The 25177-nt window shown below is 63.6% G+C and carries 22 protein-coding genes; 4 read left to right on the forward strand and 18 right to left on the reverse strand.

The window, feature by feature from the left end:
- Positions 1 to 31: 31 nt before the first annotated feature.
- From hcp to JFN90_RS12655, 3 genes are all read right to left on the reverse strand, one after another.
- Positions 32 to 1666, reverse strand: coding sequence for a hydroxylamine reductase (gene hcp, locus JFN90_RS12645; protein ID WP_328755647.1), 1635 nt, complete (start codon positions 1664 to 1666; stop codon positions 32 to 34).
- Positions 1667 to 2115: 449 nt separating this feature from the next.
- Positions 2116 to 2388, reverse strand: coding sequence for a hypothetical protein (locus tag JFN90_RS12650; RefSeq protein WP_199395482.1), 273 nt, complete (start codon positions 2386 to 2388; stop codon positions 2116 to 2118).
- 58 nt (positions 2389 to 2446) lie between these two features.
- On the reverse strand, positions 2447 to 3679 hold the full coding sequence (locus tag JFN90_RS12655) for an MFS transporter (RefSeq protein WP_199395483.1): 1233 nt from the start codon (positions 3677 to 3679) through the stop codon (positions 2447 to 2449).
- Between the two features lie 118 nt (positions 3680 to 3797).
- Here JFN90_RS12655 and JFN90_RS12660 point away from each other — a divergent pair, with 118 nt between their 5' ends.
- Positions 3798 to 4703, forward strand: coding sequence for a LysR family transcriptional regulator (locus JFN90_RS12660; RefSeq protein ID WP_199395484.1), 906 nt, complete (start codon positions 3798 to 3800; stop codon positions 4701 to 4703).
- A gap of 7 nt (positions 4704 to 4710) precedes the next feature.
- Here JFN90_RS12660 and JFN90_RS12665 read toward each other — a convergent pair whose 3' ends face one another.
- From JFN90_RS12665 to JFN90_RS12735, 15 genes are all read right to left on the reverse strand, one after another.
- The gene (locus JFN90_RS12665) at positions 4711 to 5280 is read right to left on the reverse strand and encodes a CheB methylesterase domain-containing protein (protein ID WP_199395485.1); all 570 of its coding nucleotides are present in this window, start codon (positions 5278 to 5280) and stop codon (positions 4711 to 4713) included.
- Positions 5273 to 5665 carry a response regulator gene (locus JFN90_RS12670; RefSeq protein WP_199395486.1) on the reverse strand — a complete coding sequence of 131 codons (393 nt, stop codon included), beginning with the start codon at positions 5663 to 5665 and terminating at the stop codon, positions 5273 to 5275. Before JFN90_RS12670 ends, JFN90_RS12665 begins: the two co-directional genes overlap by 8 nt.
- On the reverse strand, positions 5662 to 7695 hold the full coding sequence (locus tag JFN90_RS12675; RefSeq protein WP_199395487.1) for a GAF domain-containing protein: 2034 nt from the start codon (positions 7693 to 7695) through the stop codon (positions 5662 to 5664). The genes JFN90_RS12670 and JFN90_RS12675 overlap by 4 nt, the downstream gene beginning before the upstream one ends.
- Entirely contained in the window at positions 7692 to 9488 is a 1797-nt protein-coding gene (locus JFN90_RS12680; RefSeq protein WP_328755649.1) for a cache domain-containing protein, read from the reverse strand. The genes JFN90_RS12675 and JFN90_RS12680 overlap by 4 nt, the downstream gene beginning before the upstream one ends.
- A gap of 35 nt (positions 9489 to 9523) precedes the next feature.
- Positions 9524 to 10612, reverse strand: a complete 1089-nt coding sequence (locus JFN90_RS12685) for a protein-glutamate methylesterase/protein-glutamine glutaminase (protein ID WP_199395488.1) — start codon at positions 10610 to 10612, stop codon at positions 9524 to 9526.
- The gene (locus JFN90_RS22535; RefSeq protein WP_199395489.1) at positions 10613 to 11197 is read right to left on the reverse strand and encodes a histidine kinase; all 585 of its coding nucleotides are present in this window, start codon (positions 11195 to 11197) and stop codon (positions 10613 to 10615) included.
- A gap of 2 nt (positions 11198 to 11199) precedes the next feature.
- Positions 11200 to 12111, reverse strand: coding sequence for a CheR family methyltransferase (locus JFN90_RS12695; protein WP_236018989.1), 912 nt, complete (start codon positions 12109 to 12111; stop codon positions 11200 to 11202).
- Positions 12096 to 13838, reverse strand: coding sequence for a methyl-accepting chemotaxis protein (locus JFN90_RS12700; protein WP_199395490.1), 1743 nt, complete (start codon positions 13836 to 13838; stop codon positions 12096 to 12098). Before JFN90_RS12700 ends, JFN90_RS12695 begins: the two co-directional genes overlap by 16 nt.
- Positions 13835 to 14359, reverse strand: a complete 525-nt coding sequence (locus JFN90_RS12705; protein WP_199395638.1) for a chemotaxis protein CheW — start codon at positions 14357 to 14359, stop codon at positions 13835 to 13837. Before JFN90_RS12705 ends, JFN90_RS12700 begins: the two co-directional genes overlap by 4 nt.
- Before the next feature lie 23 nt (positions 14360 to 14382).
- Positions 14383 to 16428, reverse strand: a complete 2046-nt coding sequence (locus JFN90_RS12710) for a chemotaxis protein CheW (protein WP_199395491.1) — start codon at positions 16426 to 16428, stop codon at positions 14383 to 14385.
- Positions 16429 to 16459: 31 nt separating this feature from the next.
- A complete protein-coding gene (locus JFN90_RS12715) occupies positions 16460 to 16774 on the reverse strand; it encodes an STAS domain-containing protein (RefSeq protein ID WP_199395492.1) in 315 nt (104 codons plus the stop codon).
- A gap of 358 nt (positions 16775 to 17132) precedes the next feature.
- The gene (locus tag JFN90_RS12720; RefSeq protein WP_199395493.1) at positions 17133 to 18638 is read right to left on the reverse strand and encodes a hypothetical protein; all 1506 of its coding nucleotides are present in this window, start codon (positions 18636 to 18638) and stop codon (positions 17133 to 17135) included.
- A gap of 256 nt (positions 18639 to 18894) precedes the next feature.
- Positions 18895 to 19806 (reverse strand): type II secretion system F family protein, encoded by a 912-nt coding sequence (locus JFN90_RS12725; protein WP_199395494.1) that lies wholly within the window; start codon positions 19804 to 19806, stop codon positions 18895 to 18897.
- An 8-nt stretch (positions 19807 to 19814) separates the two neighbouring features.
- Entirely contained in the window at positions 19815 to 20771 is a 957-nt protein-coding gene (locus tag JFN90_RS12730; protein ID WP_199395495.1) for a type II secretion system F family protein, read from the reverse strand.
- A 9-nt stretch (positions 20772 to 20780) separates the two neighbouring features.
- Positions 20781 to 21650 (reverse strand): CpaF family protein, encoded by an 870-nt coding sequence (locus JFN90_RS12735; RefSeq protein WP_328755651.1) that lies wholly within the window; start codon positions 21648 to 21650, stop codon positions 20781 to 20783.
- Position 21651: 1 nt separating this feature from the next.
- Between JFN90_RS12735 and JFN90_RS12740 the strand changes: the two genes are divergently transcribed.
- The 3 genes from JFN90_RS12740 (at position 21652) to nadE (ending at position 25160) form a co-directional block, all read left to right on the forward strand.
- Positions 21652 to 22563: an asparagine synthase C-terminal domain-containing protein gene (locus JFN90_RS12740; protein ID WP_328755652.1), complete on the forward strand. Its 912-nt coding sequence runs from the start codon at positions 21652 to 21654 to the stop codon at positions 22561 to 22563.
- Positions 22541 to 24085, forward strand: a complete 1545-nt coding sequence (locus JFN90_RS12745) for a class I adenylate-forming enzyme family protein (RefSeq protein ID WP_199395497.1) — start codon at positions 22541 to 22543, stop codon at positions 24083 to 24085. Before JFN90_RS12740 ends, JFN90_RS12745 begins: the two co-directional genes overlap by 23 nt.
- Before the next feature lie 91 nt (positions 24086 to 24176).
- Entirely contained in the window at positions 24177 to 25160 is a 984-nt protein-coding gene (nadE, locus tag JFN90_RS12750; protein WP_199395498.1) for an NAD(+) synthase, read from the forward strand.
- The last annotated feature ends 17 nt before the right edge of the window (positions 25161 to 25177 follow it).

The following is a 25177-nucleotide window of genomic DNA, read 5'->3' on the forward strand; positions in this document are numbered from 1 at the left end:
GCCTTTATTGTTCATGCTGCAGTTTGTTCGATTACCCGAGGATCTGCTTCAGGTCGCCTTCGGCGGTGCCGATCGGGCCGATGTTGAAGTTCTCGACCAGGAAGTTCAGCACGTTCGGGGTGATGAAGGCCGGCAGGCTCGGTCCGAGCTTGATGTTCTTCACGCCCAGGTGGAGCAGGGTGAGCAGGATCGCCACCGCCTTCTGCTCGTACCAGGAGAGGATGAAGGAGAGCGGCAGGTCGTTGACGCCGCAGTTGAAGGCGCCGGCGAGGGCCACGGCGATCTGGATCGCGGAGTAGGCGTCGTTGCACTGGCCGATGTCGAGCAGGCGCGGGATGCCGCCGATGTCGCCGAAGTCGAGCTTGTTGAAGCGGTACTTGCCGCAGGCCAGGGTCAGGATGACGCAGTCGCTCGGTACCTGCTCGGCGAACTCGGTGTAGTAGTTACGGCCGGTTTTGGCGCCGTCGCAGCCGCCGATCAGGAAGAAGTGACGGATCTGACCGGCTTTCACCGCGTCGATGACCTTGTCTGCCACGCCGAGCACCGCGTTGTGCCCGAAGCCGGTGAGGATCTCCTTGCCCGGGGCTTCTTCGAAGCCGGGGAGGGATAGCGCCTTCTCGATGACCGGGGAGAAGTCCCAGCCGTTGATGTTCTTGACGTCCGGCCACTGAACCAGGCCCCAGGTGAAGAGACGGTCTTTGTAGCTCTCGGCAGGGCGCTGGATGCAGTTGGTGTTGAAGATGATGGCGCCGGGGAACTCGACGAATTCCTTGGCCTGGTCCTGCCATGCGCCGCCAAAGTTGCCGGCCAGGTGGGCGTATTTCTTGAGGCCCGGGTAGCCGTGGGCGGGGAGCATCTCGCCGTGGGTGTAGATGTTGATCCCTTTGCCTTCGGTCTGCTTCAGGAGCTCTTCGAGCATGCGCAGGTCGTGGCCGGAAACGAGGATCGCCTTGCCTGCCTTGGTGCCGAGCTGTACCGGGGTCGGTACCGGATGGCCGAAGCTGTCGGTGTTGGCCTTGTCGAGGAGTTCCATGGTGACCAGGTTGATCCTGCCGCACTCCATGGAGAGGCCGACGAAGTCCATCAGGCCGAGGGTGAGGTCGAGGGTGGCGGCGAGAGCCTTGTGGGTGAAGGCATAGACTTCGTCGCTTTCGAGGCCGATCACCAGCGCGTGGTGGGCGTAAGCGGCGTACCCTTTCATGCCGTAGATGAGGATTTCCTTGACGGAGTGGACGTCAGCGTCGATCTCTTCGCTCTTGACGCCGTGCTTGGCGCCCAACGCGACCAGTTCGGAGGTGGTGCCGGCGTGGAATGCCTGTGCCGCCTCGGGTACGGTGCCGGTGTAGGGGGCGCCGTTGGCTTTCTCGTAGAGTGCCTGTGCCTGGTTGCGCAGGGTGGCCGCATCGCGTACCAGCTTGGCGATTTCTTCGGCGTCGAAGTCGACGTTGGTTACGGTGGTGAAGAGGCCGTCCAGCATGAAGCGGTCGATGGCTGCATCCTTGGCGCCTTTCTCGCGGGCCAGGTTGGCCCAGAAGGCGATCCCTTTCAGGTTGTAGATGAGCAGGTCCTGCAGAGCCGCTACTTCCGGCTTCTTGCCGCAGACACCGACTTTAGAGCAACCGCCGTTGGCGGCTTGTTCACACTGGTAGCAAAACATGTTGTCCATCACTTCCTCCTTAGCATTGGTTTGAGTTGGGGTTGTCATACCGAAAAGGTTCTTCAAAAAGCTCTTCATCCAATCTCCTGGTTTGTCTTTGATCTGTCGAAGCGGTCCCTCTGGCAGCCGTCGGCTCCTGTGCGCCGCTTCGATGTTGTGACTGTAACGGCTAATGCCGCCAGCAACCTTGACCTAAGTCATAAAAACGGGGTTTGTGGGTTTGGGGATCTTTTTTGTCTTCTGGGGGATGATGGGAGTTGTGGGAGTGATGGGAAGCGTGGGTTGATGGGAGCTAGGGGGATAGGAGGGGCTGGGCGGAATGGGAGAGGCTGGGGGGAGCGAGCTGAGCGAGAAGCGGGGGGGATAAGCTGGACACGCTGTGAAGCTGGGAAGGCTGAGGAGGCTGAGGAGGCTGAGGAGGCTGGGCGCCGCACGGGCACTACCATGCGACGCCGCGCTTAGTGGACTATGCTCCCTACCATGGCCTTGTAGATGTCGGGACGGAGCACGAACTGCAACCTCGATGAGGTCGCTGTGCCAAAGGCTATCGCTTCCTGGCCGCCGATGTAGTTGTTCAGATGGTAGATGGGACGCAAGTTGAAACCGAGCCGCGCCAGGTCGGCCTCGAAGACACGACCGTACTTCGACGCCAACTCAGATACCTTGTCCCACGTGCCTAACATTTCCAGGGGGATGGCTACCCCGTCCGCTACTCGAATGAGTTCCTGCATGCGCGTTCCTCCTGACTACTGAGGCATTTATCGGCATGCACGCCGGGAACTTGAGTGCTTAACTGCGCAGGACGTCGAGGCTGGCAACGGCGCTGCGGGCGGGACAGGCGCCCTCGGCGCAACTGGTGAGGAACTTCAAAAGTACCAGCCCCGCTCCCAGGAGCCCCAGTATCAGGAGCACCACACCCTGCCAGCCGAACGAGGTCCAGAAGACGCCTCCGACGGTGCCGGAAACGCTGGAACCGAGATAGTAGAAAAAGAGATAGAGGGAGGCTGCCTGGGCCCGGGCAGTCTTGGCGCGGCTGCCGACCCAGCTGGAGGCGATGGTGTGGGCGCCGAAGAAACCGCAGGTGAAAATGGCGATCCCGGTGACGATGGTGCCCAGGTCCCGGCTCACGGTGAAGAGCGCCCCGACCACCATGGTGGCTATGGTGAGAAACAGCATCCGGCCGCGTCCGAAACGCTCGACCTGCACCCCGATCATGGAGGAGCTGAAGGAGCCCAGCATGTAGACCAGGAAGATCAGGCTCACCAGAGAGGCCGGGAGGTGGTACGGTGCACCCAGAAGCCTGAAGGTGATGTAGTTGTACAGCGTCACGAAGCTCCCCATGATCAGGAAGGAGATCCCGTACAGGCAGATGAGCCCCGGGTCCTGCAATTGCCGGTACAGGGAACTGAACAGGTAGCGCGCCACGAAGGGGCGCTTCTTGAAGTTCTCGGAAGGGGGGAGGCTCTTGGCAAAATACAGGCTCAGCACGAAGCAGACCACACCGATGACGGCAAGGGCCGTGCGCCACGACGTCGCTTCCGCCATGGTGGCGGTGAAGATCCTGCCGGTCATGCCGCCGATGGCGTTGCCACTGATGTAGAGCCCGATGGCCGAGGTGAGTGAAGCCGGGGCGATCTCCTCGCTCAGATAGGCCAAAGCGACGGCCGGAAGGCCTGCCAGCGCGATCCCCTGTAGAAACCGCACCGCGACCAGCTGCTCCAGGCTGTGGGTCTGGGAAGTGAGGTAGGCCAGTATGGAGGTGGTCACTAGCGAAGCGACCATGACGGTCTTTCTTCCCAGAGTCTCGGAGATGGTGCCGGCGAAAAGCATGGAGATGGCGAGGGCGCAGGAGGTGACCGAAAGGGGGAGGCTCGCGAACATGGCGCTGACGCTGAACTCACGGGTGAAGACCGGCAACAGGGGCTGCACGTCGTACAGAGTGATAAAGGTGACAAAGCCCGCGAAGAAAAAGGCCCAGTTGATCTGCCGGTATCTTTTGGTGCCGCTCTTGATGGATCCCATCGTAATTCTCCCCTGCTGTTACCCGCCCTTTTCGAAGCTACTATAATCGTTGCCGTGTCATAAGAAAAATATATAATGCTTATCGCTTCGATAGTATTTAATTATGAAAGGAGGCGGCATGGACATCAGGCAGTTGCGGTATTTTCTGGAGGTGGCGCGGCTCAACAACTTCACCAAGGCGGCGGAGTCGCTGCGTATAGCGCAGCCTGCCGTCAGCATGGCGGTGAAGAAGCTGGAGGAGGAACTGGACTTGGTCCTCTTCAGCCGCCAGGACAAGAAGGTCGCCCTCACCGCGGAGGGGGAGATCTTCCTGGCCCATGCCAAGCGCATCCTGGACGACCTGCGCGGCGCCGAGCTGGAGATGGCGGAGCTCAAGGGGCTCACCAGGGGAGAGGTGAGGATCGGCATCACCCCTATGATCAGCGCCTATTTCTTTCCGGACATCTTCCGCGATTTCAAGAGGGCCTATCCCCAGTTGAGCATCTCGGTGCTTGGCGAGGGTTCGGGGCGGATCCAGAAGATGATAGGGGAGGGAGAATTGGACATGGGAGTGGTGGCGGCCGGGGGAAGCGCAGTCTTTCCCGCCACCTTGGAGGTGCGCCGTTTCCTCCGCGAGGAGATCGTGGTCTGCGTGCCGCTGGACCATCCCTTCGCCGGCCGTCAGGCCGTCACGCTGGCCGAGTTCATCGGCGAGCCGCTGGTCTTTTACAAGGAGGGATATTACATCAGGGAATTCTTCCTGGAGGCGCTCAAGGGGATCGGCAGCGCGCCCCGGATCATCTTCGAGACCAACCTCTTCTCGCTGGTCAAATCGCTGGTCCGCAACGGGACCGGGATTTCGATCTTCCTAAAAATGGTGGTCACCGAGGACAACGACCTCGCCGCGGTTTCCTTCGATCCTCCGCTGCACCTCGATCTGCTCATCGCCTGGAAGAAGGACACCTACCTTTCCCTGGCCAATCGCGCCTTTGTCGACTTCCTGCTGGAACATGCCCCGGGGAAGCCTGGTGGCGGCCTTGGCTAGCCTGCCGTCAGATCGGAGCCAGCAGCTCCATCAGCTTGCCGGCTATCTTTTTTGGGGGGAGTACGTAATCGACGGCACCGGTCTGGGCGGCCGCCTTGGGCATGCCGTAAATGGTGGAGGATTGCTGATCCTGGGCAATGGTGATGCCCCCGATGTCATGGATGTGCTTGATCCCGTCCGCGCCGTCGCGCCCCATGCCGGTGAGCACGATGCCGATCAGCTTTCCCTTCAGGGGGCGGCTCAGCGAGAGCATGGTGACGTCCGCTGCCGGCTGCACGTAGTTGACGCGGGGCCCTTCGCAGAGGACCACCCTGTTGTTGCCGGTCAGCTGCAGGTGGAGCCCCCCCGGCGCCATGTAGACGTGGCCGCGTTTCAGGAATTCGCCGTCCTCGGCCAGTTTCACCGGCATCGAGGCGGCTGCTCCCAGCCCCTGGGCGATGCGGTAATCCATCTGCGGGGTGATGTGCAGCACGATGAGAAAGGCGGCGTCCAGCGGCGGCAGTTCCTTGAACAGCGCCTTGAGCGTCAGCGGCCCCCCCGTGGAGACGCCTATGACCACCAGGTTCCTGCTAGTCATGGTCGGCCGGCGCGTTCAGCAGGGTGAGGTAGTACTCGATGGAATCCAGCAACTCCTCCGGACCGAAGGGCTTGGTCATGTAGTCCGAAACGTATTCCTGGAGCCCCTCCATCTTCGAGTCGGGCTCGCCCATCCCGGTCAGCATGACGATGATGTTGCCCGGGTAGAGTCCGCGGTCCACGATCTCCCTGATGGTGTCCCAACCATCCATCTCGGGCATCATGATGTCCATGAGGATGACCCCGCGGAATCCCCCCTGCAGCTGCTCCAGGCATTCGACGCCGCTGGCCGAGCTGGCCAATTCGAGCTGCGCCGATTCGCAGATGATGTCCACCGACGCCCTGACGTACTCGTTGTCGTCTACGATCATTACCCGTCTGTTCATGGTTGCGTTTCCTTATGTTCCGGCGCGGATGCGCCTTGATGTGCTTCGAAGAGCTGGGCCATGGTGCGGTGGTCCAGCGGCGGAGGGTCGTCCTGCGGCGCTTTCACCTGGTACAGCATCTCGTTGATCCTGGCCATAAACTGCTCCAGGGTGAAGGGCTTGGCCAGGAAGATTGCCTCCTGGCGCAGGGGATCCTCCTGCGGCGCCAAGGCGTTGGTGTATCCGGAGATGTAGAGCACCGGCAGCGCGGGGTGACGCTCCTGCAGCTTCTCGTACAGTTCCGGGCCGGTCATCTCCGGCATGACCACGTCCGTCGCCAGTAGGTCGATAGTCTGTTCCTCCGCGTCCGCCAGCTCCAGCGCCCGCGACGGGGTCTCGGCAACCAGGACACGGTAGCCGAAGGAGGTGAGGAGGTCGGCGGCGACTTCGCGGATCATCTGGTTGTCCTCTACCAGCAGGATGGTCCGCTCGGCGTTGTCCAGCTCCGGCGGCGCGACGTCGGCCAAGGGGCGCATGATCGGCTCCGCGGCACTCGCGCTGGCCGGGAGGTAGATCGCGAACCTGGTCCCTTGCCCCGGGCGGCTCCTGACGTCGATGCAGCCGCCGTGGTGCTTGATGACGCCGTAGACGGTGGCGAGGCCCAGGCCGGTGCCGCGGCCGCTCTCCTTGGTGGTGAAGAAGGGCTCGTACATGTGCCTGAGCGTTTCGTCGCTCATGCCGCAGCCGTCATCGCTGAAGGCCAAAAGGATGTAATGGCCGGGTTTGGCGACCGGGTGCTGCCGGTGGAACTCTTCGTCCAGGATCAGGTGGCCGGTCTCGATGCAGATGGAACCGCTCCCCTCGATGGCGTCCTGTGCGTTCAGGACCAGGTTCAACAGCACCTGTTCCAGTTGGCCGCGGTCCGCCTGCACCTTGGTGGCGCCGGGGGAGAGCAGCAGGTCGATCTCGATGCTGTCCCTGACGGTGGCGCGCATGATCTCCTTGAAGGAGCCGATCACCTCGTTCAGGTCCAGCAGGTTCATGTGCAGCACCTGCTTGCGTCCGAAGGAGAGGAGCTTCTGGGTCAGGTCGCTCGCCTTGTGGGCGGCCGAGCTCATGGACTGGATCATGCGCGTCTGCGGGCTTCCTTCGGGAGAAACGCGCAGCAGCATGTCGGCGTAGACGATGATCGGGGTCAGCAGGTTGTTGAAATCGTGGGCGACCCCCGCGGCCAGCTGTCCCACCGCCTCGATCTTCTGGGTGTGGCGCAGCTGCTCTTCCAGCACGTGGCGCCCCTCGTCGGCCCGCACCCGGCTGATGGCGATGCCGGCCAGATGGGCCGCCGACTCCAGCAGGTGGAGATCCTCCTTCCCGGGTGCGCGCGGTTCACGGTGGTACACCGCCAGGGTACCCAGGAGGGTGCCGTTGCTGGCGAAGACCGGCTCCGACCAGCAGGACCTGAGGCCGGCGTCCCGGGCCGGCTGGAAGTTGTGCCAGTAGGGGTGCGGTTCCAGGTCCTCGACCACCACGCGCTGGCGCAGGAAGGCGGCGGTGCCGCAGGAACCTTTCCCCTTGCCGATCTTCACCCCGTCCACCGCCTGGTTGTACTCCGCCGGGAGCGACGGCGCGCAGCCGTGGCGCAGCCTGGTCCCCGACTCGTCGACGAGGAGTATCGAGCAGAGCGACCCCGGCAGGCAATCCTCCACGAACTGCACCACGTCCACCAGCAGGTCATCGAGTGCCGCGTCGGTGGCGATCCGCTCCAGCGCCTTCAGCCGGCTGCGCTCCCGCTGCTCGGCAAGCGCCAGTTCCGACTGCTGCCCCTGGACGATCCGCTGCGCTTCCTCGAGGTGGTCCAGGTGGGAGAACAGGATGCGGGTCAGTATCACGATTACCACGCAGAGCACGAGGATCAGCACCGACTGCTGCAGCGGCTGGCCGGCCGTCATCCCGCTCTCACCCAGGGCGAAGATGCCGATTACCGCGGCTATCGTGATGGCCACCGTTATGCCGATGCGCTTTTTCAGCTCTGTAAGGGAGAAATGTCTCATATCTGATAGCTCTCGAGATAGTTTTCCTGCAACGGCTCGTCTTCGACGATCGCCGGTGACTCGTGTCCCACCTGTTTCAGGGTGAAGAACATGGTGGTGCCGTACCCGGCTCCCGGGCTGGCCGCCCAGAGTCTCCCCTCGTGGTTGGCCACGATCCTGCGGCAGATGGCGAGCCCAAGCCCCTGCGTGTTCAGGTCGTGCCGCGCCGTGTCCGCCTTGTAGAACTCGTCGAACACCTGGGTGAGCTGCTCGTGGTCCAGCCCGATGCCGTCGTCCTGGACGGACACCTCGACCTCCGCCCCTTTCAACTCGGCGCTGATGATCACCTTTCCCTTTTGGGCGGCATAGCGCACAGCGTTACTGAGCAGGTTCTTGAACAAGAGCGTGAGCTGGTCGGCCGATCCCAGTACCTGGAGATCGGGACTGATCGCGTTGCAGCAGATCACGCCGCGCTCGGCGAGGGAGGAGGAAATCTCACCGAGCGCGCTCTCGGCCGCAGCGCACAGGCTCACCGGGATCAAACGGGGACGGCTCGAGGAGATACGCACCAGGTCGAAGGCCTTGCCCGCCAGCCCCTGGATCTGGTTCACGCACTGCTGGCAGATCTCCAGCATCCGCTCCACCCCCGGATCGCTCACCTTGGCGCGGATCATGGGGATCAGGGCGAAGAGCGGGGTGAGCGGCGTGTTCAGGTCGTGGTTCAGCTGCATCATCAGGGATTCGATCATGCGCGAGTGGTGCTTCTGGGCCTCGAGCCGGCGGCTCTCCTGCTCGACCGCCTTACGCTCGGTGATATCCAGGATCACGCCGACCAGCCCCTGGGCGGCGCCGCTGTCGTCCCGAACCGCAGCCTTGTGGAAAATCACGTCACGCACGCTGCCGTCGGCGTGGCCGACCTGGGACTCGTAGACCTGGATACCCGGCGATTCCATGATTTCCTGGTCCATGTCGTGGTACTTTTGCGCCAGTTCAGGCTCCCACAGGTCGTACACCGAGTGTCCCATCAGTTGTTCCCGGCTGAGCCCTACATACCCCTGGAAGGCCTTGTTGCACAGGTTGTAGCGCCCTTGCGCGTCCTTGGAGAAGATCGGGCTCGGTATGGTATCCATGAGCTGCTGCTGGAAGTTCAGCTGTCTCTTGATCTCGTTCTCGGCGCGTTTGCGGTTCAGGCCCAGGATCACGGCGCACAGTACGAATACGGCCGCCAGCGCACCATTGATGATGCCGATCTTCACGTTGATCCGGTCGTAGCGCGCCAGGTACTCGCTCTGCTTCACCCCCACGAACAGGGCGCCGACGACCTTGCCGTTCAGGTCGCGGATCGGGTCGTAGGCGGTGAAGTACGGGGCACCGAGGATGTCGGCTTCGCCGCGGTAGCGGACCCCCTCCTTGAAGATGGCGTCGTAGGCGGCGCCGGCCAGTTTGGTCCCGAGGGCCCTGGTGCCGTCCTCCTTGAGCACGTTGGTGGCCACCCGGGTATCCCCCATGAAGATGGTGGCCCTGCTCCCGGTGATACAGAAGATCTTGTCAGTGAGCTCGTTGGCGCCGTTCAGGACGTAGTAATCGCCCAGGATCATCCTGCCGTTGTCGATGTGGAAGTTCCTGCCGCGCCGGTTCATGAGCTCCCAGAACGCCATCATGCTGTTTTCCTGCTGCCGGTTGGCCTGGCGCACCGCCTCCTCATGGATCTGGTCCAGCATGAGGTGGTTGCCGACCATCATCACCACGGCCACGGTCAGCGCGCTGATGAGGAGGGGAAGCGATATCTTGTCGCGTGCATTGGGGAACTTCACGTGCTTCTCCCGGCGGTGAGCCTCTTTTTTCCGCTTTACACCCTGAAACTGCGCTTGCCGTGCGAGGCGAGCCACCCCAAAAGTCGTCCCGCCATCTCGGAGAGCGGGACCACCTCGTCCACGCCCCCGTGCGCGATCGCCTCGCGCGGCATGCCGAACACTACGCAGCTCTCCTCGTCCTGGGCGAGAGTCCTGGCGCCGGCATTGTGCATCTCTAGCATCCCCGCCGCCCCGTCGTCCCCCATCCCGGTGAGGATGATGCCGAGGCTGTTGTCCGCCGCGCAGTTGGCGGCCGACCGGAACAGCACGTCGACCGAGGGGCGGTGGCGGGATACCGGCGGCCCGTCTCCCAGGGCGATGGTGTAGTTTGCGCCGCTACGGGAGAGCATCATGTGCCGGTTGCCGGGCGCGATGTAGGCGTGCCCCGGGAGCACCCGCTCCCCGTGCTCCGCTTCCTTGACCGCCAGGGCGCACAGGCTGTCCAGGCGCGCCGCGAAGGTCCGGGTGAAGGTCTCGGGCATGTGCTGGGTGACCAGTATCGCCGGGCAGTCGGCCGGGAGCGCGCTCAGGAGCACCTTGAGCGCCTCGGTGCCGCCGGTGGAGGACCCGACCGCCACCACCTTTTCCGTGGTGGAAAAATTCTGGTGGCGGCTGGGGAGCACCGCGTCCGCGGAGAGCTTCGCCTCCACCTGCAGCGGGGCCGCTTTGGCCGCACCCCGTCTTCTGAAGGCGCTATGGGCGCAGCGGATCTTCTCGGTGAGCTCCTGGGCGTATTCCAACAGACCGTTGCGGATGTCGATCTTCGGCTTGGTGACGAAGTCGAAGGCGCCCAGTTCCAGCGCCTTCAGCGTCACGGTCGAACTTTTCTCGGTGAGCGAGGAGACCATCACCACCGGCATGGGGCGCAGCCTCATCAGCTTTTCCAGGAAAGCGAGCCCGTCCATCTTGGGCATCTCCACGTCGAGGGTGAGCACGTCCGGGTTCAGTTCCTTGATGCGTTGCCGGGCCACCAGCGGGTCCGGTGCGGTTCCCACCACCTGGAGGTCGGGGGCCTTGTTGATGATCTCGGTCAACAGCGATCGGATCAGGGCCGAGTCGTCTATTATCAGCACCTTTATGGGCATTCAGTGTCTTCCTGCGTGCAGGGCGCGAATCCTTTTGACCAGGGCGCGGCCGGTTTGGGGGAAGAACATCACCTTCCTGGGGCAACGCTCCCCCAGGTCCGAGGCGATGATCGGTATTCCCTGTTTCTTCAAGTAATCGACGGCGAAGGCCGCGTTGTTGGCGCCGATGTCGGTGCTGCTTTGCATGACCCGGCCGGCGCCGAAGAGCTTGGCGACGAGGCGCTTGCGGCTGGCGCCCAAGAGCTCGAGCTGTTCCAGCAGCCGGCGCATGGCGCAGGCCCCGTAGCGGGCGCAGCTTTGCGCGTTGTCGTCGCAGGCGCCCAAGCAGGGGGGGGCGCTCACCCCTTGCTGCAGTTCCGGTAGCATGAAGTGGTTCATCCCCCCGATGCCCAGTTCCAGATCGTACAGGCAGACCGAGACGCAGGAGCCGAGCACGGTGGTGATGGCCACGGCCTCATCGGTGGCGAAGAACTCCCCCGCCACGATCTTGACCGCCACGATCTTGAACTCCGGATCGAAGTAGCTGAGCTTCCCGCGGTCGGGATGCCCCGGCCTTGTCGCTCCCGTTGTACTCTTGTGCGGCACCGTCAGCTCCTCAAGGCGTAGGTCGTGTTGCCGCAGACCCGGAACAGTTCCTGGGCGTGGTGCAGACTCTCGGAATGACCGACGAACAACAGCCCGTCCGGGTGCAGCACCCGGGAAATCCGTTCCAGGATGGCGAGTTGGGTCGGCCGGTCGAAATAGATCATCACGTTGCGGCAGAAGACGAAGTCGAATTTCCCCCGCATGGGCCACTGCCCGTCCAAAAGGTTCAGCCTCTTGAAGGTCACCACGCGGCGCAGCTCCTCCTTCACCCTGATGAACCCCTCGTTGTTTCCTTCCCCCCTGAGGAAGAAGCGCTTCCGGTACGGTTCCGGGATCTTGGGCAACTGGTCCACCGGGTAGATTCCCTCGCTCCCCCTGCCGAGCACGTTGGTGTCGATGTCGGTGGCCAGGATGCTGACCCCCGCCCCGGCCGGCAGCGCGTCCAGCGCCGTCATCGCTATGGAATACGGCTCTTCGCCGCTGGAGGAGGCGCAGCTCCAGATCGCCACCTGCCTCTGGTCCCGATGCTGGCGCAGGCGCTCGGAAAGGAGCCGAAAGTGGTGGGGCTCCCGGAAGAAGGAGGTCATGTTGGTGGTCAGGGCGTTGATGAACGCCTCCAGCTCCTGGGGATCGCCGCTTTCCACCAGGTCCAGGTACTGTGCGAAGCTTTCCACCCCCGTGGCCCGCAGCCGGCGCGCCAGCCGGCTGTAGACCATGTCCATCTTGCCCGGGGCCAGCGAGATCCCCGCGTTGCGGTAGATGAAGCCGCGCACGCGGGCGAAGTCGTCAGCGGTGAAGCGGTACTGGAAGTTGTTCCAGGCCGGTTCTGCGGCGCCGAATGCCACGGCGCCTCCCCCCCCCGTCAGGGGGTGCGCCGGCTCTGCGCGCATCACGGTTTTCAGAACTCCTTCCAATCATCGTCCACCTCGGCGGCCTCGGCGGACCGGGAGAGACGTTGTTCCTGCGCTTTTACCCCTGCTGCCGCCGCTACGGGTTTCATCTTCTTCTCGGGCGCCTTGGGGCGTACCGCCGCGTGGGTCAGCTTGCGCTTCTCCGCCGGGGCCGGATGGACGCTCTTATTGCCCTGCTCCAGGGTGAACCGCGCCACCACCGCCACCAGCTGCTGGGCCTGGTCCTCGAGCGATTCGGCGGCGGCCGCCGCCTCCTCGACCAGGGCCGCGTTTTGCTGGGTGACGTCGTCCATCTGGGTAATGGCGGTGTTGACCTGCTCGATGCCGCTGGACTGTTCCAGCGAGGCCGCCGAGATCTCCGCCATGATGTCGGTCACGCGCTTGATGCTGGTGACGATGTCCTGGGTGGTGCGTCCGGCCTCCTCGACCAGGCGGCTGCCGTCCTGCACCTTGGACACCGAGTCCTCGATGAGGGTCTTGATCTCCTTGGCCGCCGCGGCGCTTCTCTGGGCGAGGCTTCTGACCTCGGCCGCGACCACGGCGAACCCTCTCCCCTGTTCGCCGGCGCGCGCCGCCTCCACCGCGGCATTCAAGGCCAGGATGTTGGTCTGGAAGGCGATGCCGTCGATGACGCCGATGATGTCCGAGATCTTCTTGGAACTGTCGGTGATGCTCTCCATGGTGCGCACCACTCGGGTGATCACCTCGCCCCCCTTGACCGCCACGCCGCTGGCGTTGATGGCGAGCTGGTTCGCCGCCTGGGCGTTGTCGGCGTTCTGCTTCACGGTGGAGGTGAGCTCCTCCATGCTGGAGGCGGTCTCCTCCAGGGCGCTTGCCTGCTCCTCGGTGCGCTGGGAGAGGTCGGCGTTGCCCGCCGCGATCTCCTCGGTCGCCGTGGCGATCGACTCGGCGCCGTTTCTCACGTCGCCCACGATGTGGGCGAGCCCCTCGTTCATCTCCTTGAGCGAGGCGAGCAGTTCTCCGGTCTCGTCCTCGCTGTCGACGGCGATGCGGGCGGTGAGATCGCCCGAGGCGATGCGCCGGGAGGCGCCGATGGCCTGGTCCAGCGCCAGCTTAATCCGGCGTGCAACGAACCAGGCGAACGCGAAGATGACCACAGCGAGCAGCGCGGTGCCGCCGATGATCTGGTACTTCATCTTGTTCATCTCGGCCGTCACGCTGTCGACGTAGATGCCGCTACCCACGATCCAGCCCCACTCCTTCATCAGCATGACGTAGGAGATCTTGGGGACTGGGATCGTGGAGCCGGGCTTGGCCCACATGTAATCCACCACCCCTTCGCCTTTCTCCTTGCAGACGTTGACGAATTCGACGTAGAGCCTTTTGCCGTTGGGGTCCTTGTTGTCGTACTGGGTCTTGCCCACCAACTCCGGCTTGATCGGGTGCATGAGCACCTTGGTGTCCAGGTCGTTGACCCAGAAGTACTCACTACCGTGGTACCTCATCTCGGAGATTTGCTTGAGCGCGTCGGCCTGGGCCTGCGGCAGGGTTTTTCGACCCTCCTTCACCGCGTTCTGGTTCGCGGTCAGCACGTCGTAGGCCACGTCGACCACCGCCTTGGTGGCCTGGATCTTCTCGTCCATGAGCTTGTTTTGCATGAAGGGGAGCACGTAGAGCATGACACCCAGCACCATCATGACGATGGTGGCCACCGAGATGCTGAGGATTTTGGTCAGGATCTTCCAGTCTTTAAATCGCGCAATTTTCATAGGTTCACCGCCTCTTTCTGAGTATTCTCCGCCGTACTGTCAACGATCTGCAGCTCATCGCTGCCGATCAGTTTCTCGATGTCCACCAGGATCAGCATCTCGTCGTTCAAGGTCCCCAGCCCGGTGATGTAGCGGGTGTCCAGCGACGCACCCAGCTCCGGGGCCGGCTTGATGCTCTGTGGGGGAAGAGCCACCACGTCGGAGACGCCGTCCACCACGATCCCCACCACCTTGTTCAGCACGTTGATGATGATCACCACGGTGAACTCGTGGTAGGTCACCTCGCCCATGTTGAACTTGATGCGCAGGTCGACGATGGGGACGATCACCCCGCGCAGGTTGATGACCCCCTTGATGAAGGCAGGGGTGTTGGCGATGCGCGTGACGCAGTCGTATCCCCGGATCTCCTGCACCTTGAGAATGTCGAGGCCGTAGCTTTCGCCTCCCAGGGTGAAGGTGAGGTACTCCGCCCCCCCTTCCGCTGTCAGTTGTTCTACCGCACTGCCGTGTGCCGTCTGCATGATGTCTCTTCTCCTTTCCACTGCTATAGCCTCTTGTGCATCGCGAACAGCTCGGGAAGGTCCAGGATGAGCGCAACGCGCCCGTCTCCGAGGATGGTGGCCCCGGCGCTCCCTTCCACCTGCCGGTAATTGGTCTCGATGCTTTTCACTACGACCTGCTGCTCATCCAGGAGGGCGTCCACCAGGATGGCGCCCCGTTCCCCGTCCGCCTCCACCAGCACCAGGATGCCACGCTGCGGCTCGGTCACCTCCGCTTCGAGGTTGAAGATGCGGTGCAGCTTGAGGATGGGTAGATATTCGCCGCGCACCTGGACCACCTCGCGGCCGTTGACGCTCTTCAACTGCTCGGCTTTGGGCTGCAGCGATTCGATCACCACGTTGAGCGGGATGATGAACTTCTCCTTCCCGATGGCTACCGAGAGCCCTTCCAGTATGGCCAGGGTGAGCGGCAGGCTGATGGTGAAGCGGGCGCCTTTGCCCGCCTCCGAGGCGATCTGCACCCGGCCGCCGATCCCCTGGACGTTCTTGAGCACCACGTCCATGCCCACGCCGCGGCCGGAGATGTCGGTCACCTCGCTGGCCGTGGAGAAGCCGGGGGCGAAGATGAGCGGCCAGACCTCCTCGTCGCTCATCGCCTCCGAGCAGGGGATGCCGCACTCGAGCGCCTTGGCCAGGATCCGGTCCCGGTTCAGCCCGGCGCCGTCATCGGTCACGTCGATGACGATCCTGCCGCCGACCTGGGAGGCGGAAAGCTGCAGCGTCCCCATGGGGTTCTTGCCGCAGGCGACCCGCTTCTCCGGCGTTTCCAGCCCGTGGTCCAGCGCGTTGCGCACCAGGTGTCCCAGGGGGTCGGCTATCTTTTCGATGAGGCCGCGGTCCAGCTCCGTGCTGTCGCCGGTGGTTTTCAACTCCACCTGCTTGCCGAGCTTGGCGGCGATCTCGCGCACCAGGCGCGGGAAGCGGCTGAAGACGATGCTGATCGGCACCAGCCGGATCGACATCACGCTCCCCTGCAGGTCGCGGGTGTTGCGCTCCAGTTGGACGAGCCCCCTCTGCAGCGCCTGGTGCAGGATGGGGTCGAGCCCCGCCGCGATCTGGGTCAGCATGGCCTGGGTGATCAGGAGCTCGCCGACCTGGTTCACCAACTGGTCCACCTTGGTGACGTTGACCCTGATGGAAGACTCGATTTCGCCGCCGCGCCTGCCGAAGGCGCCGGGAGCTGTTTCACCGTTGTCGTAGGCTCGTCTGCCGGCGGCGGGGATGACACCCTGCTCGGGCGCGGGCTCTGCCGCTTTGGTGCGCCGGTCTACGGGCTCCTCCTCGATGCAGAGCTGCTCCTCGTCCGCCACGAACATGAAAACGTCCAGGATCTGCTCCCGGCTGGCCCGGGTGAGCAGGGTGAAATCCCAGCGGGTGAGGCAGCGCTCCGGGTCGAGTTCGGCGAATTCCGGGACTTCCATGAGCTGCGCGTGGCAGTCGAACTCGCCGGGCTCGGCCAGTTCGGTCAACTCCGCAACGATGCTCTCCATCCGGATCCCCCTGGCGAAGATCTCCGGGTCAGGGGTGAAAGCAAGCCGGCAGCGGCGCGGCAGGAGCTCCTCGGGTGAGAGAGGCGTCCCTTCTTTCGGCGCGTCTGCGGGCACTGGAGCGGGGGCGCCGGCATCGATGGTCTGTTGCAGCTTGGCCCGCACCCCGTCGATCGCCTCCTGGTCCACCGGTTTCCCCTCGCGGTGCCAGGCGAGCTGCATCGAGATGGCGTCGCCGGCCTCGAGAAAGAGGTCAATCATGCCCGGGGCGAAGGGAATCTCCTGGTTCCTGAGCCGGTCCAGCAGAGACTCCATGACGTGGGTCACCACGGTCATGTCGTTGAAGCCGAAGATCCCAGCGCCACCCTTGATGGAGTGGGCCGCACGGAAGATCGCGTTCATCTGCTCCTGGTCCGGTTCGCGGTCGCCGAGAGAGATCAGGATCTGCTCCATCTCCGCGAGGTTCTCCGCGCATTCCTCGAAGAAGACCTGATTGAAGCGGTTCAGGTCGATGCTGTTGTTTTCTCCACTGGGAGTCGTCATGCCAGTTCCTTTGCGGTCTGCCGTCGCCGGTTCATGGCTCGGGCTGCAGCGCCAGAAGGTCGTGGAACCCGAGGGCGTCGATCCGTTCCCTCAGGGCGGCCGGCGCTGCGGCGAGAATAGGGGTGGCCCCCCGAGTTTTCATACTTTCCAGGAAGAGGGCGAGCAGTTGGCAGCCGCAGGCATCGATGTCGTCCACCCGGGAGAGGTCGATGGTCTCCTGCAGGGGCTGCTCCGGCAGCCCGTCGAGACGCTCGGCGAAGAACTGGTGCAGCTCCTTGGCGCGTTCGATCGTTATCGGTCCATTGGGTGTGATGTTTTTATTATTAACAAAAACTTTTTTACCCATTTTGTGCCGCCCTTTCAGGGGTTTTTGTTTTCGGGCAAACCTCTGGGGGGAGATTTGCAACCAGTGTTATATGTACTGGTCATATCGGCAATGAGGGCGCTTACTTTAGGCGTTTATGGTTGGGAAGGTATTTCCTGATGCCCGGCATCTGGCGTTGAGGGAGGTGGGTGTGGCGGGACGACCTGGCATCGCGGCTTGGGCGGGAGCGGCGTGAAGGAATCGCCATGGAAAAAGCGGGTGGAAGTGGGACGTAAAGCGGGGCGGGAATGAAGCGAAATGGGGGCGAAGCGCGGGCGGAATCTGAGGCAATCCGGGGGGATCATAAGACGGAAAGAGGACGGGAAGGGGAAGGGCAGAGCTAGCGCGAGACGGGTTTTTTCCGGAAGACCTTGGCGACCTGGTCCCCGTACACCAGTTGCCATTCTCCCCTTTGCTGCAGAAACCTGGCGAACCGCGAGTCGGCTTCGAAGATGATCCAGCTGATGCCGTATCGCTCCAGCGCCTGGTCCCATCCCGGCCGGAAATCGATGATCTCGTTGTATTCCTTGAGCCGCTGCGCGCCGTACATGTCCAGTCTCCCGTCGATGAAGACCCGGCAGGCGGGGTAGCCGCGGTAGATGAGGTAATCTCCGAACTCGTCGCTGTTGAACACCTTGCCCGTGATCCCTTGGCGCAGCACGAACTCGCAGGCGTCCACCGGCATCAGTCGCCGGTCGAAGGAGTGGCGGAAGAGACCGCCTGCCGTGGCCACCGTCACCGCCGCCACGGCCACCGCTCCCCAAACCGGGGGGCGGGCGCGCCGCTCCAGGGGGGCAAGGCGGGCAGAGAGGTCACGTAGCGCGCGCCCCCACCTGCCCCTGCCTCGCTCCACCAGTTCCCCGAGCCGGGCCGCCAGCGCCGGCGCCGTCACCAGGGCGAACAGGGGGATGTAGCGCACCGAGGTGAGGGCCATGTAGCCGAAACCAAGCACCAGCAGCAACTCCGTTGGCTCGGGCTTTTTGGGGGACAGGGCGAAAAGGGCCAGCAGGAGCAGCAGCAGGCAGTTGAAGGGGAGCCAGCCATGCACCGCCGGCGGCAGAAACTCCGCCACGTGCTCCATCAGGTAACGGTCCGACACCAGCCTGAGCGGGAACAGCAAGAGGCGCCACCCGTATGGGTTGACCAGGGTGGCGGCCAAGGACGCGAGCGCCAGGGCCAGAAGCTGCGTGCTCTTCCCCCGCGCCGCGCGCCGGGTCTCGGCTGTGCCGCCCAGCGTCCCTGCCGCCGTTCCGGCGAGGTAAGCGGCCAGTAACAGAAACCCGGCAACGAAGCCGCCGTGCAGGTTGGCCCACAACAGCATGAAGGGCGGCAACAGCCACACTTTTCTGCCCCCCCTCCTGCGCCAGCTCTCCAGCAGGTGGTGGAAGAGGGCCAGGAACAAGAATGTGAAAAGGTGCGGCCGCGCCAGCCAGTGCATCTGGGAGCAGATGAGGGTGGCGAGCGTGACGGCCACGGCCGGGAGGACCCCGGCGTCCAGGCTCAGCAGGGCCTTGAACAGCAGCCGGAAGGTCAGCGCCAGTAAGAGCGCGTACAGCGCGACGACGCCGGCCAGCCCCGCCCATTGGTGTGAAAGCGCCATGATCACCTCGGCCAGCCATTCGTGGGCGGTCCAGGGAAGGGGCGGGACGTGCTGCGAGAACATGTCGAACAGGGGAACGGCACCGGTCCTGATGATCTCCTCGCCGGCGCGGATGTGGTAGCTGGTGTCGCCGTCGACCAGCAGCTGGGAAGGGGTGGTGAAGAACAGCGCAAAGAGCACCGTCACCAGGAACAGGTCGGCGACCGAGGGGATCAGGCAGTGTACCAGGCGTGGTTTGCTCTGCATGGCGGTCCGGTGTGGCCGATCGTGCGGCCGGGATTGGTGCGGGTGCCGCGGGACGCGGGCGGCAGTGTGGAGGAGGGGAGAGCCAGCCTTGCCGGCGCTGTGCATGCCGGCAAGGTGGGGCTTCTACTTTTTGGATTGCTGCACGTAGCCTAGTGCCAGTTGGACGGAAATTATCAGCAGGATGAACGTGTTGAAGTCGATTTTCATGTCATCACCTCCTTGCTCGAGAATTTACCTCCACTCAGTTCTTTGCGCGTTATTTGAAGACCCGGGCGATCTGGACCACCGCCGGCCCCAGGACCACGACCAGCAGCGCCGGAAAGATGGCGAATACCAGGGGGAAGATCAGCTTGATGGTGGTCTTCGCGGCGGCTTCTTCGGCGAGCTGCCTTCGTTTGGTCCTCAGTTCATCGGAAAAGGAGCGCAGCGCCTGGCTCAGGCTGGTCCCAAAGCGCTCGGTCTGGGAGAGCATGGTGGTGAAGGATTTGATGTCCTCCACCATGGTGCGCTCAGCCATGTCCTTGAAGGCTTCGGTGCGTGGTTTCCCGGCCCTGATCTCCATGGTCGCCTGGCGTATCTCCTGGGTCAGCGCGTTCTGCTCGAACTGCGGCGTGTCGGCGCCGCGCACTAACGCTGCGTCCATGCTGAGCCCCGCCTCCACGCAGAGCGTCACCAGGTCAAGCAGGTCCGGCAGGGTGTGGAAGATGACCAACTGGCGGCTTTTTACCTTGGCGTACAGCCAGTAGCTCGGCAGCAGGTACCCGACGATGGCGCACCCCAACAGGATCAGCAGGGGGACGCTGTCAAAATAGGCCTGCCTGGGCGCGGCGATCAGGAGCAGATAGGGGAGCGGCAGCAGCAGGGCTAGCAGGATCTTGCTCCCCAAAAAGACGTAGACGCTGTCCCGGTGGAACCCTGCGGCGACAAGGTTCTTGCGGTACCGGGAATGCTCCTTCTGGGGGAGCTTCACCCGCTCCCCGATGCGGCGCAGTTTTGCGGCCCAGGTGCCCGATTCCACCTCGGGAAACAGTCTCGCCGCCTTGTGCGTCGGGAGCAGGGCCGCCATGCGTTCCGCCACGATGCTCCTGCTTCCCAGTAGCAGCCGGGACAGGGCCAGCGCCAGGAGCAGGGTGGAACAGAAAACGGTGAAGGAAATGAGGTAGAGCATGTGGCACCTCAGATCTGGATCCTGATGATCTTTCGGATGATCATCAGTCCGACCAGCTGCATGAATGCCGCGAAGGCCAGGATGTAAAGGCCCAGCGGCTCCTTGATCAGTTCGCCCTCGTACTCGGGGCTGACAATGTTGAAGCAGAAGAAGGCGGCTACCGGCAGCGCCCCCAGCACGTACCCCGATAGCCTTCCCTGGGCGGTGTAAACCTGGACCTGCCGGCGGATCTTGAGCCTCTCCTTGATGGTGGCCGCGAGCTTGTCGAGCAGCTCCGAGAGGTTCCCACCGATGTCGGAGTTGATGGTCACCAGGGTCGTGAAAAACCTGAGGTCGAGGCTGTCGATACGCTCATTCATGGCTGCCAGGGCGTCCACCAGCCTGAGTCCCAGTTGCTGCTGCTCGTAGGCGGTTCGGAACAGCGCCCCCACCGGGTCGGAGACCTCCTCGCCCACCAATTGAATGGCGGCGGTGAGCGAGTGTCCGGCCCTGAGCGAGCGCGCGATTATGCTGAGCCCGCTGGGGAAGAGTTCTGTGAACCGGGTTATCCTGCGCGAGGTGGTGATCCGTATGGTGATTTCCCCGGCCACAGGGGGAAGGGCCGCGGCCGCCACGGCCGCAAGCACGGAATGGGTCTGCAGCCCCACCAGCAAGGCGAGCAGGAGCGCGGACGAAACCGTCGCGACCATGAACAGCGATGCGGAGATTCCGAGCCCTGCCTGTTCCAGCCGTTTGCCCAGCCGGTGTGCCTGCGGCAGTCGGACCAGCAGCTCTCCGGCACGGTGCGCGTTTCTGGTCAGCGCCTCGCGCAGTTCGTAATCCCCGGTCCCCCCGGGCGTCATTTGGTGCAGTCTCCTCCGGAGCTCGGTCCTCGCGGAGGCGCTGCGCCTGATGACATAGAGACAGACGGCGCACGTTGCGCAGAAGGTGGTGAGAAAGATAAGTGCCACGATGGGAACGATCATGGTCGACTCCTAGTTCCGGAACATCGCCTCGGGAAGTTCGTGCCCGTAGAGCCTGAAGCGATCGGCGAAGAGTGGTCTCACTCCTGTGGCGCGGAAATCGCCGACCACCCTGCCGTCCCGGTCGATGCCCTTTTGATGGAACACCATCACGTCGTGCATCATGATGGTCCCCCCCTCCATGCCGGTGATTTCGGAGAGCTTCACCACCCGCCTGGTACCGTCGCAGAACCTGACCAACTGCAGCACGATGTTCAGGGCCGAGGCCATCTGCTCTTTCACGGCCCGGTCCGGCAGGTCGACTCCGGACATGAGCACCATGGTTTCCAGGCGGGAGAGCGCGTCGCGGGTGGTGTTGGCGTGCACGGTGGAGAGGGAGCCGTCGTGCCCGGTGTTCATCGCCTGCAGCAGGTCCAGCGCCTCGGCGCCGCGCACCTCACCGATGATGATGCGGTCGGGCCTCATCCTGAGCGCGTTGCGCAACAGGTCCCTCGAGGTCACCTCTCCCTTTCCCTCCAGGTTGGGCGGCCTCGTTTCCAGGCGCACCACGTGGTCCTGCTTCAGGTGCAGTTCCGCCGAATCCTCGATGGTGACCAGGCGCTCGTCGGAAGGTACGAAGGCGGAGAGGACGTTCAGCATCGTGGTCTTGCCGGTGCCGGTCCCCCCGGAAACGAGGATGTTGAGCCGGGTCTGCACCGCACCTTCCAGGAGCTCGGCCATCCGCTCGTCGAGTGTTTCCAGTTGGATCAGGTCTTTCATGGTCAGCGGTTCGCGGCCGAAGCGGCGGATGGATAGGACGGGACCGTCCAGGGCCAGCGGGGGGATGATGGCGTTCACGCGCGAGCCGTCGGGGAGCCTCGCGTCGACGTTCAAAGAGGCCAAAGTGAGGGACTACTGGGGGCAGCGCCCTGCTTCCCTCCGGCGGCCGCGGCTTTTGGAGCGGCTCTACCCCTACATCTTCAACAACCCCTCGCGCGGTCGCTCCTTCCTGCAGGAGTTTTTCGCCGCCAGGCCGGAGCAGCTGGAGGATCCCTTCTTCTCCCATGCCGTGCGCTGGGGGGGAGGGATCCGTAACCTCGCCTTCCTCTCCCCGGAGTACCGCAACTGCCTCTCCGGCTACGACCCGCGTGAGGAACTGGCCCGCTGGCTGCCGGAGAGCTTCGGCGGACGGGACCTCTTTAGCCGGGCGCAGGTGCTGGAGATCGAACTCTTTCTGGCGGGCTTCCTCCTCTCCTCTCAGGGGGACCGGGTCGCCATGGCTCACTCGGTGGAGATGCGCCACCCCTTCTTGGACTACCGGGTGATCGACTTTGCATTCCGGTTGCCGGCCAAGTGGAAGATGAGGGGGCTGCAGGAGAAGTATTTACTGCGCAGGGCCTGCCGCGACCTTCTGCCGCAGGGGATAGCCAGCAGGGGCAAACACCCCTACCGGGCGCCGGTGAGCGCACTTTTCACTGCCGCCGCGCCTGCGGACTACGTGGACGAGCTGTTGTCCGGGCAGAGCTTGAGGGCGAGCGGGTACTTCGATGCGGCCAAGGTGGCGCGTCTCTACCAACGCGTGCTGGAGGCTCCGCCGGGGACAGTCGGGGAGTTCGCCAACATGGCCCTGATGGGGGTGATCTCCACCGAGATCCTGCACCGGCAGTTCCTCGCATCCGCGTCGTACAAAGGGGTGCGCAGGGTGAGCCCGGACCTGGTACGCTACGGGGCTGAGCGGACAATAGAGGGGCGGGAGTGGACATCTGCGATGCCCCCTGTTGACGGGAGAGACCATGGAACTGCAGAGGGTGCATAGTTTCCTGGAATCGAGCGCGGCGGCACGACCGGACAAGGTCGCCTTGGTCCACGACGGCGAGCGGGTCAGCTACCGGCAGTTGAACCGGGCGGCGAACCTGCTGGCCGGGTTCCTGGTACAGCGGGGCGTGCTCCCCGGGGACCGGGTGGTGATCTTGTTAAGTAACGGTGTGAAGTACGTAGCGAGCTACTACGGCGTGCTGAAAGCAGGAGCGGTGGCCGTGCCGCTGAACCTGGAAACCGGGCAGGAAACGCTGAGTCGCCTGCTGGACGAACTGCAACCGGCCGGGATTGTCCTGGAGCAGGGGGCAGGGCACCTGTTGCAGCAGTTCCACCTGGCGCCCCCTTCGGTCCGTTTCCTCCTGGCCGCGGACGCCTCCTTCGCGCAAGGGGGGGCGCACCTGGTATGGGGATGGGACGAGGCGCTTACGGGGGAGGAGCTTCCCCAAGGGGGACGCACCATTGCTCCGGATGCGCTCGCCAGCATCATCTACACCTCGGGCTCGACCGGACAGCCCAAAGGGGTGATGCTGTCTCACCGTAACATCGTGAGCAACACCCGCTCTATCACCGAGTATCTGCGCCTGACCGAAAACGATATCCAGATGGTGGTGCTCCCGTTCTTTTATGTCATGGGCAAGTCGCTGCTGAACACCCATATGGCCGTGGGGGGAACGGTAGTGATCAACAACAACTTCGCCTACACCGCGTCGGTGATCAGGCAGATGGCCGAAGAGGGGGTGACCGGTTTTTCTGGGGTCCCCTCGACCTACGCCTACCTGTTGCACCGATCACCACTAGCCTCTTTCCGGGACCGGCTCCCGAACCTGCGCTACTGCACCCAGGCCGGCGGCCACATGCCGCGCGACATCAAGGAACGACTGCTGCAGGTCCTCCCTCCGCACACCAAGTTGTTCGTCATGTATGGTGCCACCGAGGCTGCGGCGCGGCTCACCTACGTTGAGCCGGAGCGGCTACCGGAAAAGCTGGGCTCCATCGGCAGGGCCATACCGGGCGTGTCGGTCCGTGTACTGGACCCGCACGGTGAGGAACTACCCGACGGGGAGTGCGGTGAACTGGTGGCATCGGGCCCCAACATCATGATCGGCTACTGGAACGATCCCGAGGGAACCGCCCGGGTGCTGGATAGCAACGGCTATCACACCGGCGACCTCGGTTACCGTGACGCCGAAGGCTACCTCTACGTCACGGGGAGGAAGGACCACCTGCTAAAGGTGGGGGGGCACCGGATCGACCCGCAAGAGGTCGAGGAGGTGCTCATGTCAAGCGGGTCGCTGCTGGAGGTGGTAGTGCTCGGCCTGGATGACCCGCTGTTGGGCAAGAAGCTGGTGGCGCTGGCGGTTCCCCTGGGAGGCAATCCCAGCGACCGGTCCCTGATCTCCTTTTGCCATGGCAAGCTCCCCAGGCACAAGGTCCCGGGGGAGATCCGGCTAGTCGCGGCGCTACCCAAATACCCAAGCGGCAAGATCGATCGTGTATCCTGCCTGAGCCTGTGCGGCTGAGGCTGCCTGTAGAGGCGCACCATTGCGACAACATCAACTTATGCTGCACGACCCATGGTGTAGGGGCGTGAAAGAAAGGTGCCTTATGACAATGACAAAAGGATTTTCCCCCGAGGTGCTCCGGCTCGACCATCAACAGGAGGCGGACCGGATCTGCACCAGGATCAGGGGTCTGATGCGCAACCAGGTGAAGAGGGGAGGGGTGGTGGTGGCTCTCTCCGGCGGGATAGACAGCAGCGTTACCGCGGCGTTGTCGGTGCGGGCGCTGGGAAGGGAGCGGGTGATCGGGCTGGAGATGCCCGAACGGCACTCGGCGCGGGAGACACTGGCGCTCAGCGGCAAGGTCGCCCGCGCGCTCGGCATCCCGACCCTGGTCGAGGACATCTCGGGGATCCTGCAGTCGGTGGGGTTCTACGAGAAGTACGACAACGCGGTGAGGATGGTCGTGCCGGAGTACGGTGATGGTTGGACCTCCAAGATCGTGATCTCCGCAGTGGCGAATCAGCCCCGTTTCACCTCGTTTTACCTCGTCACCCAGAACAGCCAGAAGGTGCAGTCCACGGTGCGTCTACCCCTGCAACCCTACCTGGAGATTGTGGCCGCCACCAACTTCAAGCAGCGCATCAGGAAGATGCTGGAGTACTACCATGCCGATCGCCTCAACTACGCCGTCGCCGGCACCCCCAACCGCCTGGAGTACGACCAGGGGTTTTTCGTGAAGCTCGGTGACGGCGCAGCCGACATCAAGCCGATTGCCCACCTGTACAAGTCCCAGGTCTACCAACTCGCTGAGTTCCTGGGTATCCCGGAAGAAATTCGCAGCAGAAAGCCGACCACCGACACCTATTCGTTGGCTCAAGGACAGGACGAATTCTACTTCTCGCTTCCCTACCAGATGATGGACCTCTGCCTCTATGCCCGGAACCACGGAGTTCCTGCAGAAAGCGCCGCCCCGGTCCTGGGGCTTGAGCCGCAGCAGGTGCTGATGGTGTACCGGGATATCGACACCAAGCGAAAGACGACGCGCTACTTGCACCTCCCGCCGCTGCTGATCGAAGATGTGGAGTGGGAGTGACAGTGCAGACAAAGGAG

It is taken from the genome of Geomonas propionica (assembly GCF_016458235.1).
Classification (GTDB): domain Bacteria; phylum Desulfobacterota; class Desulfuromonadia; order Geobacterales; family Geobacteraceae; genus Geomonas; species Geomonas propionica.